The following is a 17,769-nucleotide window of genomic DNA, read 5'->3' as shown; positions in this document are numbered from 1 at the left end:
AAAGTAGCCTATCAATTCATGTAAATTGATAGGCTATTTTTGATTGTTTTTTCTTATATTTTATTCTGTTGCTTGTAATGTTTGCTCATACTTCCTTAATGCCTTTTCAATCTGGGGTACAGCTTCATAGGTGCCTGACTGATTTTTTTCCTCTGTACGTGCCTTTAAGCGTTGAAGCATTGCCATTTGTTCTTCGTACTGCTCTTTACTTCCATTTGTGATGAGATCATTTTTGATTGTTTCCATTAACTGATATTGTGATATTTCGTAACGGGTTCTCTCTAATTGAAGTTTAGCAGGTCTTACAATCTCTTCTCCGAATTTTTTCCTTGTGTTAGCATTAGGAATTTGACCAATTAGCAAATCCATTTGCTTCATACTACTTCTTAATTGCAGAAATGAATCATTAAGCAGGGGGAGATTTCCTGAGTCGATTATCGTTTTATATTTCTTAGTATAGGCGGTTACTAAATGGCCTTGGGTGACAGTTTCCTTTAAGTATAAATCGTTATAAATTTGTCGAGGGAGTGATTTATATCCAGTAGTCTGTTTTATTTCTTTCCCACGTTTTTTTAGTCTATCTAATTTATCTAGCAAAGATTCTGCAACCTCTAGCTGATCTTCTTCTACTTTGTCAGTCACTTTATCTAATAACCGATATTGTGAAACCTCATATATCGTTCGTTCAATGTCCACCTTCGCGGGATGAACAAACCATCTTTGTAGATTTTTACGGTTTTGATAACCAGGAACCTTCCCGATCGTTTGTTCAATCTTTTTTAGATCACTCGTAAAATCATCATATAAATGATTGATTTTTTCAATGTCTCCTGCTTCAACAGCTCGATAGTAAGTAAGGATTTTCTCGGAAAATACTTCGCCTTGCTTATATGCTTGTTGAAACGTAACTTGTGAAGACGTTTGAACTTGGGCATTTACAGGATCAATAAGGACAGCATTACTTGTTAAAAGAAGACTCGAGATAAGGGCTCCTTTTATAAAATGTTTTTTCACTTTTAAAACCTCTCCTCTGTTTAAGTATCTATTAATAAGACGTTTCTGTTTAGGAGAAAGTTCCAGATTTCCCTAAATATGAAGCTTAAGTAGGAGAAGGAAACTGGATTTTACTAAGAAAGACTTATCAGGATTTAGCCGTATGTGCTTACAAATTAGCAGGGGTAAGATTTGTTTATCGTCGATTATTAAGCTTTTATCTTCGATTTTGGAAGGTTTATCGTCGATTATTAAGCTTTTATCTTCGATTTTGCCCTACTTATTTCCGATTCGATAAATTTCGACAATCTCAAGAATTACACCAGAGTATTCAATAAATTCCCCCTTTTAATTTAGCTACCATCGGACACAATAAGCATAATAAATGTTTATAAAAGGCAAAAAAGGATGGCGGTAAGATGGATTCTTCAACCTTTGTATTATTTGGTGCAACTGGAGATTTGGCAAAGAGAAAAATTATTCCGGCCCTGTTTCGATTATTTTATGAACAAAAGCTGCCAACTCCGTTTTCGATCATAGGGGCTAGCCTTACAGACCTCTCTGATGAAGATTTTCATGAGCATATCAAGCAAACGATTCAATCCTTTACAGAGTTTGATGCAACAATCCCTCAAATGCAGGAGTTTCTCAAGCTTATTCGCTACTGCAAGGTGGATGTGACAAAGGATCAGGAATATCAAGGATTATTAACTCTAATCAAAGAGCGAGAACAGGTGTTACATATTCCAGAAAACCGTTTGTTTTATTTATCGGTGGCTCCACAATTTTTTGATGTGATCGCATTAAAGATAAAAGAATCAGGTTTAGGAGAGACAAACGGATGGAAGCGGCTTATTATCGAAAAGCCGTTCGGGCACGACCTTGCATCAGCGCAACAATTAAATGAGAAGTTAACAAGTGCATTTGATGAAGAGGAAATCTATCGAATTGATCATTACTTAGGAAAGCCAATGGTTCAAAATCTTGAAGCATTGGAATTTGCTAATCCAGTTCTTCAATCACTTTGGAATAATGAACATATTGCGAATGTCCAAATAACGGCTAGTGAAACCGTTGGTGTCGAAAGCCGAGCAGGTTATTACGATAAAGCTGGGGCTATTCGTGATATGTTTCAAAATCATATGCTGCAGCTTCTTATGATGGTTGGCATGCATTTGCCATCTGGATTAACGGCAAAAGATATCCGAGAAGAAAAGAGAAAAGTAATCAAAGCCGTCCGTCCAATTCCAAAAGAAGAAGTAAGTACACAAGTGATCAGAGGGCAATATGGTCCTGGTGAGATCAATGGGCAACAAGTGCCAGGATATACAAATGAACAGGGTGTAGATCCTACATCTACGAATGACACATTTGTAGCAGCTCGTTTATGGATAGATGATCCAGTTTGGAAAGGCGTTCCGTTCTATATACGTACAGGTAAAAGGATGAAAAATAAGTCTACGAGGATCGTTATTGAATTTAAAAATCCGTTAAAAGAGCTTTATGAAACACAAAATGTAGAAACATGTCCAAATATATTAGAGATCGGAATAAATCCAGATCCGGAAGTTTCTCTACAATTAAATAGTAAAAGTCCTTTACAAGGTGGAAAAATTGTCCCGATCTCTGTAGATTTTTCCCCACAACATATTAGTTTGCCTGAAGCCTATGAAGTTCTGCTTCTAGATGCATTAGAAGGTGATTCTACGTATTTTGCTCATTGGAAGGAGGTTGAACTTTCTTGGAAGCTTGTTCAGCCCATCTTGGAAGCCTTTGAAGAAAATCTTGTTCCATTACACATGTACCCTTCTGGTTCATATGGGCCTGAGGCATCATATGAGCTACTTGAAGAAGATGGATTTGGCTGGTGGTTGGATCAAACAAAACCAGAAAAGGATGAATTCCCTAAATTCTTACCACATCAGCTAGCTCCACCTAGACAAGAACAATCTATGTCTGACATAGAGTTAGACCATTAAGGAGGAAATGACATGAAAGTAGGATTGATTGGTTTAGGAAAAATGGGTCTTAACATTAGTAAAAACTTAATCGACCATCACCATGAAGTTGTTGCATATGATATTAATGAGCAAGCTATTGAAGAAATTCAGGCATACGGGGCTCAAGGTACATCGACTCTTGAAGAGTTCGTGCAATCTTTACATACTCCAAGAATTATTTGGATTATGGTTCCACATCAAGTGGTCGATAAGGTCATTAGCGATTTAAAACCGATCCTTTCAAACGGAGATATTGTGATTGAAGCGGGAAATTCACATTATAAAGAATCGATGAGACGTTATGAGGAATTCAAGGAAATAGGAGTAAGTTATTTGGATGCTGGAACATCCGGTGGGATGGAGGGTGCCCGTCATGGCGCAAATTACATGATTGGCGGAGACCCTGAGGCATGGGAAATTGTTGAACCACTTTTTCGTGATACGGCTGTTGAAAAAGGCTATTTATACACAGGAAAATCCGGTAGTGGCCATTTCTTGAAAATGGTTCACAATGGGATTGAATACGGCATGATGGCTGCAATTGGTGAAGGATTTGAAGTGTTAGAAAAAAGTCAGTTTGATTATGACTATGAAAAAGTTGCTCGCGTCTGGAGTAACGGATCTGTGATTCGTTCATGGTTAATGGAACTTACCGAGAGTGCTTTTTCGAAAGACGCGAAACTAGATGATCTTAAAGGCATTATGCATTCTTCAGGAGAAGGAAAATGGACAGTAGAGGAAGCACTAGACCTTCAAACAGCAACACCTGTTATTGCTCTTTCGTTACTAATGCGTTACCGGTCATTGGAAAATGACACGTTTACTGGGAAGGTTGTTGCGGCGTTAAGAAATGAATTTGGTGGACATGCGGTGGAGAAGAAATGAATAGAAGGAGTTACCCACCGGGGGTAACTCCTTCTATTTAAGGTGAAGGATTATTTGGGACAAAATTTGTCTGGGGACTTAATTCTCCTTCAATCATTGTATCTGTTTGTAATAAAGGTACAGATTGATATGGACTATATTTTATTTGAACCATATGAACCCAATTGAAAAATTCCCTTTTACGATGATAGCTAGCTGTTGGATTAAAAAATGTGACTGGGTTGCCATAGGGAATGACGGTCGGTAGTAGTAATGTTACAAACACTTATATTCACCCTAACTTCATAGTGTAATCTATCATTTCATTCTTTTAACACGAGTTTTTTCTTATTAATCGGTAGATTACATACAGGAGGAGAAAAGACATAATCATTACAACTGATATTGTGGTGCCAATCTTACCAAAGACCTCTAATGCTGGAATTTCGGAGTGAAGTTGCTCAGATGGGATTAACCATGCTCCAGCTGAAAGCAAAAGAATGACAAAGATCGGTATTAGGTTTTTTAGCAGCATTGACACTCAACATCCCCTTATTAAGCTTTTTTATATGTTATGACCATCGTGATATTTAGTTCCATCCTTTTTTATTTTTCCTCAATTAGTATTTTAATAGGTATATATCTAGTAAAAAAAGTCAATCCTTTTTCTTGAGGGGAGAGAGAGCAATGATCAAACAAATTGGGCTAATAGTAAGCTGTCTAATTACTATTATTTTTTATTCTATTCATTCTGTAGAAGGAAGTAATGGAGAATATAAATTAGAAGAAATGATCGAAATCGCAGAAAAGAATCAGATAAGCATCACTTCATGGCAAGGATACTTAAAAGCAGACTTAGGTACTGCGAATAGTGATGAAGAGGTTAAAAAAATAGTGGGAAATACAAAAGATGAGTTTCCTTTTATAAACGAATGGATCACACATGAACCAGAAAACCATCATGTCACTGTTGAGGCAAAAATAAATAAGCAGGTAAGTAGTCAGCTTCATAAAATTCAAATTTATGTAACGGAAAGTAATGATCGTTATCAAATGTTTTTAACAATACAATTTAAAGATAACGCGTTGGATAGTAAGGGACTTCATTCAATAGTAGATAATATCAATGTAAAAATAGACAAAGAGTATTATACAATTAGTGGATATCTTGAGGGGAAACCCGATTTGAAAGAAACGACAACAAAGCTAATGAATGGGTATGGAGCAGATTTTATAGAGGGTGTTCAAGAAAAAGGGTTTCATTCAATTTCTGGTTACACACAAAAATGGGAAGAAAGCATTCCAGCTAAGAATAATAAGGAAGTTAATGTGCAAATGGGCTTACGCTATAGTCCCGACCAAGAACGGACAAATGTGACAATTGGAACACCGATTATTATTACGGAATATTAATAGTGAAAAGGCCAAGCACTTAGTATTGTATCTGACTAAGGTGCTTGGCTTTTTACAGGTCTGTACATTATTGTAGTTTTTCTAGTTACTGGAATATTTTTGTTGATTTTCACAAAAGAAGTATTATAATAATCAATGTACTAACGTTCGTTAGTATTTGGTGGACTTTCTTTGAATTGTTCAAATATATATATGACTCGTTTTTTTTAAAAACCGTGTGGAATTAGATTACTAGGAGATGTGAAGCTATGAAGGTGAAGAAAAAGTCTACATTTTGGAAAAGAACTAGAAATGTTTTGATCGTCTTACTATCATTCTTTCTACTATGGATGGGATATCATCAAATTATGACGAAATTTGAGCAAAAAAAGTACCCTGCACTAGGGCAATTCGTTGAGGTAGATGGAAAGAAAATGCATGTATATTCAAAGGGGAAAGGTGAACATACTGTTGTTCTTTTAAGTGGGTTAGGTACGACAGCCCCTGCCTTAGATTTCGAACCGTTAATGAATGAATTAGCAAAACATCATAAAGTAGTTGTCATTGAGCCCTTTGGTTATGGCTGGAGTGAGTTCACAAAGAAGGAACGAACAGTAGAGAACATAACAGAGGAAATGAGAACAGCTCTTAAAAAAAGCAATATTGATGGACCTTATATCTTCATGCCTCACTCTGTTTCGGGAATTTATAGCATGTATTACGTTAATCAATATCCAGATGAGGTGGAAGCCATTATTGGTATTGATAGCACCTTACCAATGGCAACAGAATACTTTCAAGAATCTGCACCAGGCTTGCCCGGATATCTGAAATTTGTTGCTCCGACGGGCATCGCAAGAGCTGCAGTAAATGTGATTTCAGATAACTTTCTGCCTATCGCAGATGAAGAAACTTATTCTGAACAGAATTTATTGATGACAAAGAAGCTTTCTGCTTGGAAGGCTTACAATTCGAATGTGATCGAAGAAGCACAAGAGCTAAGTAATAATATTAAGAAAACAAAGAATATGGTATTCCCTCCAAATATGCCTATTATGATGTTCACGACGAAAGAAGACAAGGTTAATGAAGAAGGAAAATCAAACGTGACATTTTATCAAGACCAATTACGTAATCAAAAGACAAGTGAACTTATCACCTTAGATGGACATCATTATTTGCACTGGACAAAATCTCAAGAAATGAGTAAACAAATTAATGAGTTTATTGAGAGTAACTTGGAAGGTGAATAAAGGTTGTTCAAGAGTCGTTTTAGTTAAAGGTAAAGGGTTTCATTTAGTTGTAATAATGAAATTGGAAAAAAATATTAAAACGTTTCTTTACATACATTAGGGGGGTATGGTATAAAATAAATATAGAAATTATTTCCTTGTTAGATATTGGAGGTTAGAAGTTATGGAAGCATTATTAGAAAACAAATTACAAACGCAAAGTAAACAAAAATCTCTTGTGTTAAGTATTTTTCTTACAGGTATCTTTATGGGTGCTCTAGATCATGGAATTGTCGGACCCGCGTTAAGTTCAATTGTTACTACATTTGGTATTAATACTTCATGGGGGGTATGGAGTTTCACCATTTATACTTTACTCTTTGCAGTTAGTATACCCCTAATGGGTAAATTTTCTGACCGATTCGGTAGAAAGCAAGTTTTCGTGTCTGGTATTTTGTTATTTGGATTAGGTTCTTTACTATCAGGCATTGCTCCTAACTTTTTAACCTTTTTAATAGGAAGGAGTATTCAGGCGATAGGTACAGGGGGTATCTTCCCAATTACTGCTGCTTACATTACTGTAAGTTATCCAGCACAAGAGCGTGCAAAAGCAATGGGATGGATTGGGGTAGTATTTGGTTTTGGAAGTATTATGGGTCCTATTGTTGGAGGATACATTATTCAACATTTTGCATGGCAATGGATTTTCTTAATCAATGTTCCAATTTCTATTCTAGTAATTTTATTAATGAGTACGATGAAATTACCGCAAACAATTAGTAAAAAACCAATTGATTATCTAGGTATTATCTTACTAACAGCTATGATCCTTTCCATTATGCTGGGGATTACATCAAAAAATATCACAATGCTTATTATTGGAGTACTACTCGTCCCATTGTTCATTAAAACTGAAAAGCATTCACAAGATCCTATCATTAAACTAAATTATTTCAAATCAAAATATGTGTTAGTTGTTTTACTACTATCATTAATGTCCGGCTTCATCATGGCATCAACAATGAATTTATTACCTTTATATATAGAAACAAATTTTGAAGTAACGAAGGCACAATCATCCTATGGGGTGGCTCCACTTGCTGTAGCTTCTATGATTGCCTCACTGATAGGAGGGTATTTGGTTTCAAAATGGGGGGCTAAAAATGTATTGTTTTTAGGATTTGCGATTACATTAATTGGCTCACTTTCTTTTATCTTTCCTGTTAATTATCTCTTACTCCTTATTTCTGCTGCTATAGCAGGGTTTGGAATTGGCATTATCATTGGTGCACCATTAAATATTCTTATTATACAGGGCACATCAATGCAAGAAGCAGGTTCAGCAGTTGGATTGTTAAGCTTATTTAGATCATTAGGCTCAACAGTTGGACCAACAATTGCAGGGATTATCTTATCTTCAATTGCTAGCGGCTTCTCCTATGTATTTGCTGTGTTGATGATTGTTTCAAGCATAGCGCTGCTGTTGTTTATAAACTTTAAAAAGTGAGGAGTGTTTACATTGAAACAACGATACATTCTTGAGCTGTATACTCGACCAACCTGCTCTGACTGCCAAGAAGCGAAAAAGTATCTTCAAGAAAATGAAATACCATATATCGATAAAATCGTAAGTAAGAATTCTAGTTTGGAAAAAGAGCTTATACAATTATCGGGAACAAGGATTGTACCGTCTTTTGCTTTCTATAAGAAGGGATTTCTTGGATCTAAAAAGTTGGTTAAAAATATCATTGGATTTGAGATGAATAAACAAGAGATTTATACCTATTTAGACTAATGACTAAAAATACTTTAGGAGGTAACCCTATGAAAATAGTATTAATTGGTGCCAATGGAACAATTGGTCGTGCAGTCCGACAAGAGTTAGAACAACATCATGAAGTCGTGTCAGCAGGAAGAAGAGAATCAGATATCTATGTGGATATCACTTCTCCAGATAGTATAAGAGACATGTACCTATCTGTAGGGGAGGTTGACGCAGTTATTAGTGCCACAGGTGAAACCTATTTTGGTCCGTTAAAAGAATTAACACCACAGACGAATGATTTATCCATTAATAGTAAATTAAAAGGTCAAGTGAACCTCGTTCTAATAGGACAGCATTTTATTAAGGATGGTGGTAGCTTTACGTTAACCACTGGAATTATCATGGAAGATCCTATTATTGGAGGTACTTCGGCAGCAATGGTTGGGGGAGCTATAAAAAGTTTCGTAGAGTCAGCTGCAATCGAATTACCAAGGGGAATTAGAATCAATAATGTTAGTCCCAATGTGTTAGTGGAGTCAATGGATAAGTATGGCCCATATTTTCAGGGATTTGATCCTGTTCCAGGAAGTAAAGTCGCAAAAGCCTATGTAAAAAGTGTAGAAGGAGCACAAACCGGAAAGACGTATCGGGTTTACTAATTGTCCTAATCAAAACAAGGGGTGGAGGATCAAATGAAGCCTTTTATAAAAAGCTACCAATATAATGTTATTAAGTCAGATGTAATAGGGCTAGTCAATGTTCTTGAATCTGGGTGCAGTCTGGATGTTTTAGATAGTATTAAGCAAATGATGTGGCAAAGAATTTATCGTTTATTTACTAACTTAGATCAAGATAAGAAAGCTTTATTGGATCCAATTTTTTATCTTAATGATAAAAAGGAGGCATTGGTTTATTTGCTTAGATTGAAGATTTATGTTATTCCATTTGGAAAGATTTCTGAGCAATTATTTAGCACGTTTTTTGATAACGAAATCAAGCTTCCTTCAATAGAAAATATAGATTTGAGAGACATTAGTTATTTTAAGTGGCAGGATCCTGGTGTAAACAAGCAATTTATCATCGCTTCAATGAATAATGAGTTAGTAGGTTTAAAAGGAATATTTACAAGGGCCAATAAAGGAATTTGTGAAGTTTGCAATCGTTATGAAGAAATAGGTGTTTTTACAATTGAAAATGATACGTTACCTAAGCAAAGTCATTATATGTGCCAAGATATCATGAAATGTAATCAAAATATGACCTCTTTAGATCAACTTCACAGAATAATCACACCACACACTGATGAGAAAACACCCTCTTTGACCCTCGTAAATTCTTAAAAAGCATCTAAAGAGAAACAGATAGTTAGTGACATACCTAAGGGGAAAATAGATAATCTGAAACCTTGTTTGAGGGTCTTACGTATTTTTAAGGCCCTTTTAGTGATTTTTATCTAACGCAAGCTTTAAACCAAATCCGATTAAAACTAAACCTGTAGCCTTATCCATGATTCCTTGTACTGTCGGAGACAACAGCCATTCACGTAAATAGTTGATGAAAAATACATAAATGAAAAACCAAGAAATGGATAGCAGTGTATAAATAACACCCATGATAATTAGTTGCTGTGTGGCATTTTCACCTGTTTGAATAAATTGTGGTAAAAACGTTAAGAAAAACATAGCAACCTTTGGGTTGAGTACATTTGATATGAGGCCTTGTTTAAAAGCTGACTTTTTCATTTCTGCATCTTGTTGATTTTCAGCAGCAGGATCTTTTTTCTTTCTTGAAATAAAAGTAGAAATCCCGAGATATATCAGGTATATCGCACCCACATATTTTACAATTTCAAAGGCAACAGCAGACTGCAGCAAAATAGCTGAAAGACCAAAGGCAGCTGCAAATGTGTGAACGAAAGATCCACTTGTAATTCCTAAAGCCATACTAAATCCATCTTTTCTACCGTCTGAAATCGTTCTTTTTGTAATAAGGGCCGTGTCGATACCTGGACTTGTTACAACAAATAAAGAAAGAACCAAAAATGTTAAGAAATCGCTCATTTTCTTCACTCCTAACCTCGACTTGTAAAATTTAGTAATATAAAGTAGAATTTAACAATTATTTAATTTAGTTTAACACAATATATTCATTGTAGTTTAATAAATTTAAATTTCATTTAATTTATTTTACTGAGGGGGATGATGATGGAAAATATCGATATTGGAAAAAAAGTTGAGAAGTTTAGAAAAGCAAAAGGGTTGAGCAGCAGAGAATTAGCAAATATAGCTGAAATAACACCATCCATGTTAAGTCAAATTGAAAGAGGATTAGCTAATCCATCAATCCAGACATTAAAGGTATTAGCAAAGGCTCTTGATGTTCCGACATTTAGCTTTTTACTTGAAGAAACAAAAACAGAGGATTTAGTTGTAAGATCCCATTCGCGTAAGAAAATGGTTGTTGAAAACCTATCGTATGAGTTAATTTCTCCTGATTTTACAGGCACATTGGCAACAGCTATTATGACAGTTCCTCCAAACACCTCTTCGTCAGAAAAGCTTTTAGAGCATAAAGGAGAAGAGGTGGCTATTGTGATTGAGGGAAAAATAAAAGTGTTTTTAGATCGTGAAGAATATAGATTAGAAACTGGTGATAGCGTCAAAATCCCAGCATATATGAAGCATAAATGGGAAAATAGCTTTACGGAAAAAGCTGTTATTCTATTTTCAGTGACACCTCCGGCTTTTTAATTTTTATATAAAAAAGAACAGTAAACAAAAAGGAGGAAGAACATGGGATTATTTAAAAAGTTATTTGGTATAGAAGAAGCTACATCAACACCAAAAAGTGATGCTAAGGGAGATTTAACGTTAGTCACTGTTTACAGAGAGTTTGATGATGAAGATCATGACACGTTAAACAAGCATTACGAATATGAAGATGATTTATGGCAGTTCCATAATGTCGGAGAATCTCAAGCATTCTCAAGAGACATTGCTCTTGAAGAAGGAATTCCATTGTATGATCTTACAGAATTTCCTTGCTTCTTTGTTTACGACTATAGAAGTGGTAAGTTGGATTATTCAACTCCATTATTTATGGCAAAGGATAAGCAAAGTATGCTCGAATTTTTGAAAGACTACTAATTCTAAATTCTATGAGCAGATTTACTACTTGGTAGAGTTGAAAATTGTAGAGTTTTGTAGAATCGAAGATAAAATACTGAAAATCGAAGATAAAGTGCCTAAAATCGAAGATAAAATACTGAGAATCGAAGATAAGATGCCTGAAATCGAAGATAAACTGCCTAAAATCGAAGATAAAGCACCAACAATCGGAGATTAACTGATTCAAACAGCCCCTGTAAGTAAGTACCTATATAAAAAAGGAGATTAATAGGATGAATACAATGAAATTAAACCTGTTTCGTGGAGAAAAACTGAAGCTGGCTCTGCCATTAGAAGAAGACTTTGAAACAATGGAGAAGTGGGGGGAGGATGCTGAGTATCTTCGCAATGTTGATACTGAAATTGCACTTCCTAAAAATAAGGAGCAGTTAGCAGAGGAAGGAAAATCGAGCCACAATGAAATATTCTTCACTTTAAAAACGATTCAAGATAGTAGATTAATAGGGTTGATTTGTATTCACTCAATTGAATGGAATAACAGAACCGGACTTTTAGCGATAGGCATCGGGGACTCAACTAATAGAGGGCAAGGATATGGAACGGAGGCACTACAATTGATTCTTCGCTATGCATTTCATGAATTAAATTTAGATCGAGTCGGTCTTGAGGTGATTGAATATAATATCGGCGGTTTAAAAGCATATGAACGGGTAGGGTTTCAATTAGAAGGAAGAAAAAGATCGGCCGTTTATAGAGACGGAAAAAGGTACGACATTTTAGTTATGGGAATTCTAAGGAATGAGTGGGAGAGCCATTTAATTTAGTGGAGAAATAACCAAACTTCAGCTGAAAAATATAAGGTCCAATGAAAAAGCATGTAGAGAACTGGTACTGTCCCTACATGCTTTTATCATGATTAATGATTTTCCTCAGAAGGCTCCTCATCTAAGTCAGGTTCTTCTTCATCCATTCCAGGAGCTTCATTACCTTCTTCTGTTGGCTCCTCATCTAAATCAGGCTCTTCTGTATCCATTCCAGGTGTTTCTACCTCAGGTGGTGCAGGGTCTTGTTCATCTGCTGTGTTACAGCCAAACAAAAATCCTAATGAAAGAAAAATCGTCAGTAATGACATTAGTCGTTTTGTATTCATAACCATCCTCCTTTGCTTAGTAGTTATATGATTTGGTGAAAATTTAAAATTATACAAGTTTCTGTCAAAAACTTAAGGTTAATTTAAGGTTTGGCGTATATAGTAAATTTTGGTAGGAAGTGTTGGTGACGACTACTTAATAGTTACGTGATATTCAGAAGAGGCATAATAGAACGGAGGAACAAATGAATACACTAATCAATGATCTACACACGATCACAATAAAATCTTCGCGCTATCAATCGCTTTATAATCAGTACATACAATTAATGAAACCGTTAGAAACAAGTCATAAAAACCGAGAATTAGAAACGATCGAGGAGTTTATCTTATTTTTAACAACTCATACTAGAATGAGAAAAATTGAAAGAGTGGGAAAAAAGCAGTTGGTTTTGTTTTCCAAATATCGAATAAACAATAACGAAGAAAATACAACTGAAAACATATTAAGAGAGGTAGTTAAAACATTAACTGCTTTAAAAAGGTTACATCGTTTAAGTTTGGATGTTTCATTAAGGAATTATCAATTCTGGAGAGAGGTTCTTAGCTAAGAAGGAACATGATAAAAAATGGTGTTGTCTACTTCTCCTTGTTATGAAATTTTGTTCTTTCATAATAAAAAACAAAATATTCCTTCATACTAGGAAAGAAAGGTCGTTGAGTTAAAATCGGTTAAACTTTTTTGAGAAAGGATTTACACTCATGAAAACAACTAGGAGTAAGGATGAACCCGATTTATTATATTATTGCAAAAAAAATCAAACAAGTGAAATAGTAAATGAATTCTTTATCCCTGAGAAAAACGATGATACACTTTGGGTTCATATTATCCCTTCTACTAAAGGTGAGTTAAAAAAGATCATTGAATCACTAAATATACATACCCTTGCAGCGGAAGCTATTGCTTCTTTCAGTGATTCGCCACGAATGGATGTATATAGCTATCATACATATATTTCAATATTTATCATCAAAGAAGATTATTCTAACGTAAGAATTAGTATTTTATTAGGGGATAATTATGTGATAACCCATGAAGAAGAAAATGACTTGCAATTTTTTTCTACTATACTAGAGGATTTTCAAGACCATCCTCATCACATGAGCAGTCCAGGGCACATCCTGTATCATATATTAGACCATGTTAGTGAGTATTACCTACAAGCAGTTGATGCTATTGCTGATGAAATTCAGGCGCTTGAAAAATCTGTTTTCAAATATCCGTTTGCTAATGAAATAGGTCATGAAGTGTATAATTGGAAAGGGAGAATTCATAACTTAAGACAAATTGTTGAAGCTCAGGAGTCTGTTATAAACGATATTGGAGAATCAGATTCCAAATATATTAATGAAGATTCAGCGATATACTTAAAGACTCTAGGCAAAAATTTTGAACGAGTTGTCAGTGCATTTGATACGTTTATTGAAACGTTAACAGGTATCTTTGATTTGCAAATGTCTCTTAAATCCGATCATATGAATTCTATTATGAAAACTCTAACATTAGTTAGTGTTATTTTTATTCCTATGACATTTATTGCTGGTTTATATGGAATGAATTTTGAACATATGCCTGAATTAACATGGGATTTTGGCTATGGATTAGCACTTATTGTGATGTTTGGTCTTGGCATTAGTATCGCTTTATTTTTTAGAAGTAAGGGATGGTGGGGGAAACGATCATCATCTGATAAACGAAATAAATGACTAAGAATAGCACTGTAATTTATTAGAAAGGTACTTATTAGGTATATTTCTCTAATAAGTACCTTGCAAATTCCTATTTTATAGGGTAGTATCTTCAGACGTTTCTGATGTATCAGGCATACTTGGCATTTCTACTCCTAACTCAGCCAATTGTGCTACAGCTTCTTCTCTTGTAATCGTACCTTCTCTCATTGCACTCATAATTTCTTCCGCTTTAGCTCGGGTTTCTTCATCAAGATTAGAAAACATATTGCTGCCCGGGCCTCCACCAGCTCCGCCACCTATAGGTAGGTCTACACCTAACTCAGCTAATTGTGCTTCAGCTTCTTCACTAGTGATGGTTCCTTCTCTCATTTGAATCATGATTTCTTCAGCCTTTGCCTTTGCTTCTTCATCTAAGCCTGCGAACATATCCATTCGATTTCCTGCTGGCTGTTCAGGAGCTTGTTCTGTTGTTTGTGTTGTTTCTGCATCAGATGAGCAGCCCGCGATTAGTGCGATGGAAGATGCTAAAACTCCTGTTAAGATTAATCCTGAAATTTTTTTCATTTGGCATATTCCTTTCTATTATTTATTGTTAGAGTGCTTGTTGGTTTTGCAAGATTTATTATGATAGACGAACCTTAATTCAACCTTAAAATATTGTTTTCTCAATCCATTTAAATTTCCTCCACTCAACATTCTTTCGCCCTTCATATTTATATAAAAGCAGGCAAAAAGGTTGCTCTAGACCCACCCGATTTGTTGTTGCTATGATATGAAAGGCGATAAGGAGGTTTGTGATGGAAGAAGAAAAATATCGGAACCTAAAACTTGGCGAACGTGGTGCTATTATTAGCATCGTTGCATATATATGTTTATCGGTTTTAAAGCTTGTCATTGGATACATAAGTAACTCGGATGCGTTGAAAGCAGATGGATTGAACAATTCAACGGATGTGATCGCGTCTATTGCCGTTCTCATTGGTCTTAAGCTTTCACAAAGACCTCCTGATGAGGATCATGGTTATGGACACTGGAAAAGTGAGACAATTGCCTCGATGCTGGCTTCCTTTATTATGGCAGCAGTAGGGGTGCAAGTGTTGTTTGATGGTATGTTGTCTATTTTCCAAGGTGAAAAAGAATCACCAGATGTGATCGCTGCATATGTAGGAATGTTCTCTGCACTCGTGATGTATTTTGTTTATCGTTATAACAAAAGATTAGCTGAAAACATTAATAGTAGTGCCGTGATGGCTGCAGCAAAGGACAATTTATCAGATGCTTGGGTCAGTATTGGGGCTGCCGTTGGGATCATTGGTTCTCAACTAAATATGCCGTGGTTAGATACGGTTACTGCCATTATTGTTGGCATAATAATATGTAAAACAGCTTGGGACATTTTTAGGCAATCTTCACATGAACTTTCAGACGGATTTGATCAAGATAAATTACGCTTGTATCAGGAAGTTATTTTAAAGGTAGATGGAGTAAAGGGGATTAAGCAAATAAAGGGGAGAAATTACGGAAACAATGAAGTGATAGATGTGGTAATTCTTGTTAACTCCTCATTGAATATTACGAAGGCTCATGATATTGCGACAATGGTTGAAAAAATGATGATTATTGAATACGGTGTGCATGATGTTCATATTCATGTTGAACCGAATTAATGGGAGCTGTTCTTCGAGTGAAGAGCGGCTTTTTTTGTTATAAATCGTACACCTATTATCCTATTAAAACCAAAGTGAAAGTGTCTTTCTTCATACATAAATTTACATTTGTTTGTCGGGTATGTAAAAATTTAAAGACTCAATAAAGATTTGATTAACTTTAGCTTCTTTCAAAAATATTTAGTTATGATAGGAGTGAAATTGGAATTCATAACCATTTTGAAAGGAGAATCTAGTAAAATGAAGAAAGGTAACAAAGGGTTTAAAGGAGCGATTAAAGGGCTAAGCTCAGTGTTAGTGTTAACTGCTGGTATTTTTGCAATGTATCCAGGTTCAACTTTTGCCAAGAATGTAGACAAGCCTAAAATTGAGTTTGGTGTTGTCCCTGACGCCCAATATTGTGATTGTGATCCATCAGGAACAAAATACTACCGAAATTCATTGGAGAAGCTTGCAGATGCGGCCCAAACGTTTAATGAACGTAAACTACGCTTTACCATTCAGCTTGGAGATTTAATCGATCGGGATATGTCGAGTTTTGATCAAATTTTGCCAGTATATGAGATGATTGAAGGAAAGAAATATCATGTTTTAGGAAATCATGATTTTCCTGAGCCCTCAGATACAATTGTTGAACGACTTGGTATGAAAAATCAGTATTATGATTTTAAGCAAAAAAATTGGCGTTTCATTGTACTTGATTCAAATGATCTTAGTTTTTATGCAAATCCAAAAGGATCTGAAAAGTACCAGCAGGCTCAAGAAATGTATGATTCAATCAAGGCAAAAGGTGATATTAATGCACAAACATGGAACGGCGGAATTAGTGAAGAACAATTAGATTGGTTGAAAAATGTCCTTAAAAAGGCTAAAAAAGCAAATGAAAAAGTCATTGTATTTTCCCATATGCCAGTTTATCCAGAGAATTCACATAATATTTGGAACGATGAAGCTGTAATCAAAGAGCTTGAGTCCTCTGGAAATGTTGTTGCTTATTTTAATGGGCATAATCATGCAGGCAATTATGGTGAAAAAAATGGCATTCATTATGTGAATCTTAAAGGAATGCTTGAAACTGCTGACACAAACACTTATTCAATCATTGAGATCTATAAAGATCGTATTTTTATTGATGGCTATGGACTTGAGCAGGACCGTGTACTTCCGTTTGAAAAATAGTTTTTAACATGATTAAGGTTTCTTTCAAGCTCGATTATGTACACTTAATCTTAATCATTCGTAAAAAAATGTATTGACTTTTTGGTCAGATACCAGTAAATTATATATAAATTTAATTTCCGATAGATCCAACTTGTTCTAAATGAAGGAATTGCTTTAGCATATGATTAATAAATGTATTGATTATATGAAAAAGACATGAACCTATTCATTTGATCTAAGGTGAAGATAAATCGGTATATTTCTTAACAAGATGACGATGTTAGGGAGTATACCGATTTTTTTATTAGGAAGAAGGTGGAAATATGAAGTCAAAGGGTTTCATCGAATCTGAAATAAGTAGGGCGTTAACACAGTGGGAAAAGGACTTTCTTGGGCGTGGTTCCGTTTCTGTGAAAACAGATATATTACGGGACATGATTATTGTGAATTTAAGAGGAGTGTTGGCACCAGCAGAGATCACCCTTTGTAAAACAAAGGAAGGAATGCAATCGATTAAGAGAACTCGTTCCGATTTAGTCGAGTCAGGGATCGAAACATTAGGTGAAATCATATTTACTATTACTGGAGAAAAAATAAAAAGCTTTCACACAGATGTTAGCACCGTAACAGGTGAACGAATGATGCTGTTCAAGCTGAATCGTAATCTTGAGGAAACTTTTGAGAAATAAATAGTGGGAGTCATTCAAAAAAGCATGTAGCTTAGT

Annotated in this window: 23 protein-coding genes; 17 read left to right on the top strand and 6 right to left on the bottom strand. The window is 35.2% G+C overall.

What is annotated here, in order from left to right:
• Nucleotides 1–60: 60 nt before the first annotated feature.
• Nucleotides 61–1,014, bottom strand: coding sequence for a hypothetical protein (locus D9842_RS17325; protein ID WP_121663586.1), 954 nt, complete (start codon nucleotides 1,012–1,014; stop codon nucleotides 61–63).
• 398 nt (nucleotides 1,015–1,412) lie between these two features.
• Between D9842_RS17325 and zwf the strand changes: the two genes are divergently transcribed.
• Together zwf and gnd are read left to right on the top strand one after the other, a co-directional pair.
• Entirely contained in the window at nucleotides 1,413–2,972 is a 1,560-nt protein-coding gene (gene zwf, locus D9842_RS17320; protein ID WP_121663585.1) for a glucose-6-phosphate dehydrogenase, read from the top strand.
• 12 nt (nucleotides 2,973–2,984) lie between these two features.
• Complete coding sequence (gene gnd / locus D9842_RS17315; protein WP_121663584.1) at nucleotides 2,985–3,878, top strand: phosphogluconate dehydrogenase (NAD(+)-dependent, decarboxylating); 894 nt, start codon at nucleotides 2,985–2,987, stop codon at nucleotides 3,876–3,878.
• Nucleotides 3,879–3,915: 37 nt separating this feature from the next.
• Here gnd and D9842_RS17310 read toward each other — a convergent pair whose 3' ends face one another.
• Nucleotides 3,916–4,143, bottom strand: a complete 228-nt coding sequence (locus D9842_RS17310; protein WP_121663583.1) for a hypothetical protein — start codon at nucleotides 4,141–4,143, stop codon at nucleotides 3,916–3,918.
• 45 nt (nucleotides 4,144–4,188) lie between these two features.
• Nucleotides 4,189–4,398 (bottom strand): hypothetical protein, encoded by a 210-nt coding sequence (locus D9842_RS17305; protein ID WP_121663582.1) that lies wholly within the window; start codon nucleotides 4,396–4,398, stop codon nucleotides 4,189–4,191.
• Between the two features lie 146 nt (nucleotides 4,399–4,544).
• On the opposite strand from D9842_RS17305, the gene D9842_RS17300 reads away from it, so the two are divergent.
• From D9842_RS17300 to D9842_RS17275, 6 genes are all read left to right on the top strand, one after another.
• Complete coding sequence (locus D9842_RS17300; RefSeq protein WP_121663581.1) at nucleotides 4,545–5,270, top strand: YwmB family TATA-box binding protein; 726 nt, start codon at nucleotides 4,545–4,547, stop codon at nucleotides 5,268–5,270.
• 248 nt (nucleotides 5,271–5,518) lie between these two features.
• Nucleotides 5,519–6,502, top strand: coding sequence for an alpha/beta fold hydrolase (locus tag D9842_RS17295; protein WP_121663580.1), 984 nt, complete (start codon nucleotides 5,519–5,521; stop codon nucleotides 6,500–6,502).
• Nucleotides 6,503–6,665: 163 nt separating this feature from the next.
• Nucleotides 6,666–7,988: an MFS transporter gene (locus D9842_RS17290; protein WP_121663579.1), complete on the top strand. Its 1,323-nt coding sequence runs from the start codon at nucleotides 6,666–6,668 to the stop codon at nucleotides 7,986–7,988.
• Between the two features lie 12 nt (nucleotides 7,989–8,000).
• The gene (locus tag D9842_RS17285) at nucleotides 8,001–8,276 is read left to right on the top strand and encodes a glutaredoxin family protein (protein ID WP_121663578.1); all 276 of its coding nucleotides are present in this window, start codon (nucleotides 8,001–8,003) and stop codon (nucleotides 8,274–8,276) included.
• Nucleotides 8,277–8,305: 29 nt separating this feature from the next.
• The gene (locus tag D9842_RS17280; RefSeq protein WP_121663577.1) at nucleotides 8,306–8,905 is read left to right on the top strand and encodes a short chain dehydrogenase; all 600 of its coding nucleotides are present in this window, start codon (nucleotides 8,306–8,308) and stop codon (nucleotides 8,903–8,905) included.
• A gap of 33 nt (nucleotides 8,906–8,938) precedes the next feature.
• On the top strand, nucleotides 8,939–9,586 hold the full coding sequence (locus D9842_RS17275; protein ID WP_121663576.1) for an elongation factor G-binding protein: 648 nt from the start codon (nucleotides 8,939–8,941) through the stop codon (nucleotides 9,584–9,586).
• 99 nt (nucleotides 9,587–9,685) lie between these two features.
• Here the strand turns inward: D9842_RS17275 and D9842_RS17270 are convergent, their stop codons facing one another.
• Entirely contained in the window at nucleotides 9,686–10,306 is a 621-nt protein-coding gene (locus D9842_RS17270; protein WP_121663575.1) for a LysE family translocator, read from the bottom strand.
• 144 nt (nucleotides 10,307–10,450) lie between these two features.
• Here D9842_RS17270 and D9842_RS17265 point away from each other — a divergent pair, with 144 nt between their 5' ends.
• Genes D9842_RS17265 through D9842_RS17255 form a run of 4 tightly spaced genes read left to right on the top strand, consistent with a single transcriptional unit; the run spans nucleotide 10,451 to nucleotide 12,198 of the window.
• Complete coding sequence (locus D9842_RS17265) at nucleotides 10,451–10,996, top strand: cupin domain-containing protein (RefSeq protein ID WP_121663574.1); 546 nt, start codon at nucleotides 10,451–10,453, stop codon at nucleotides 10,994–10,996.
• A gap of 42 nt (nucleotides 10,997–11,038) precedes the next feature.
• Complete coding sequence (locus tag D9842_RS17260; RefSeq protein ID WP_121663573.1) at nucleotides 11,039–11,392, top strand: hypothetical protein; 354 nt, start codon at nucleotides 11,039–11,041, stop codon at nucleotides 11,390–11,392.
• A 28-nt stretch (nucleotides 11,393–11,420) separates the two neighbouring features.
• Nucleotides 11,421–11,591 carry a hypothetical protein gene (locus D9842_RS26005; RefSeq protein ID WP_162987476.1) on the top strand — a complete coding sequence of 57 codons (171 nt, stop codon included), beginning with the start codon at nucleotides 11,421–11,423 and terminating at the stop codon, nucleotides 11,589–11,591.
• 55 nt (nucleotides 11,592–11,646) lie between these two features.
• Nucleotides 11,647–12,198, top strand: a complete 552-nt coding sequence (locus D9842_RS17255) for a GNAT family N-acetyltransferase (protein ID WP_180320397.1) — start codon at nucleotides 11,647–11,649, stop codon at nucleotides 12,196–12,198.
• 92 nt (nucleotides 12,199–12,290) lie between these two features.
• Here the strand turns inward: D9842_RS17255 and D9842_RS17250 are convergent, their stop codons facing one another.
• The gene (locus tag D9842_RS17250) at nucleotides 12,291–12,524 is read right to left on the bottom strand and encodes a hypothetical protein (protein ID WP_121663572.1); all 234 of its coding nucleotides are present in this window, start codon (nucleotides 12,522–12,524) and stop codon (nucleotides 12,291–12,293) included.
• 185 nt (nucleotides 12,525–12,709) lie between these two features.
• Here D9842_RS17250 and D9842_RS17245 point away from each other — a divergent pair, with 185 nt between their 5' ends.
• Nucleotides 12,710–13,075, top strand: a complete 366-nt coding sequence (locus D9842_RS17245; protein ID WP_121663571.1) for a hypothetical protein — start codon at nucleotides 12,710–12,712, stop codon at nucleotides 13,073–13,075.
• A gap of 151 nt (nucleotides 13,076–13,226) precedes the next feature.
• Entirely contained in the window at nucleotides 13,227–14,231 is a 1,005-nt protein-coding gene (corA, locus tag D9842_RS17240; RefSeq protein ID WP_121663570.1) for a magnesium/cobalt transporter CorA, read from the top strand.
• Nucleotides 14,232–14,309: 78 nt separating this feature from the next.
• Here corA and D9842_RS17235 read toward each other — a convergent pair whose 3' ends face one another.
• A complete protein-coding gene (locus D9842_RS17235; protein ID WP_121663569.1) occupies nucleotides 14,310–14,780 on the bottom strand; it encodes a hypothetical protein in 471 nt (156 codons plus the stop codon).
• Between the two features lie 233 nt (nucleotides 14,781–15,013).
• Between D9842_RS17235 and D9842_RS17230 the strand changes: the two genes are divergently transcribed.
• The 3 genes from D9842_RS17230 to D9842_RS17220 all read left to right on the top strand — a co-directional run bounded on the left by D9842_RS17230 (nucleotide 15,014) and on the right by D9842_RS17220 (nucleotide 17,733).
• Complete coding sequence (locus D9842_RS17230) at nucleotides 15,014–15,883, top strand: cation diffusion facilitator family transporter (protein WP_121663568.1); 870 nt, start codon at nucleotides 15,014–15,016, stop codon at nucleotides 15,881–15,883.
• A gap of 240 nt (nucleotides 15,884–16,123) precedes the next feature.
• On the top strand, nucleotides 16,124–17,062 hold the full coding sequence (locus tag D9842_RS17225; protein ID WP_162987475.1) for a metallophosphoesterase: 939 nt from the start codon (nucleotides 16,124–16,126) through the stop codon (nucleotides 17,060–17,062).
• Between the two features lie 305 nt (nucleotides 17,063–17,367).
• Nucleotides 17,368–17,733, top strand: coding sequence for a Na-translocating system protein MpsC family protein (locus D9842_RS17220; protein ID WP_121663566.1), 366 nt, complete (start codon nucleotides 17,368–17,370; stop codon nucleotides 17,731–17,733).
• Nucleotides 17,734–17,769 lie beyond the last annotated feature (36 nt).

The organism is Metabacillus litoralis (assembly GCF_003667825.1).
Lineage (GTDB): Bacteria > Bacillota > Bacilli > Bacillales > Bacillaceae > Metabacillus > Metabacillus litoralis_B.
The sequence above is the reverse complement of the archived record's forward strand: the minus strand, read 5'-3'. Positions and strand labels throughout refer to the sequence as shown.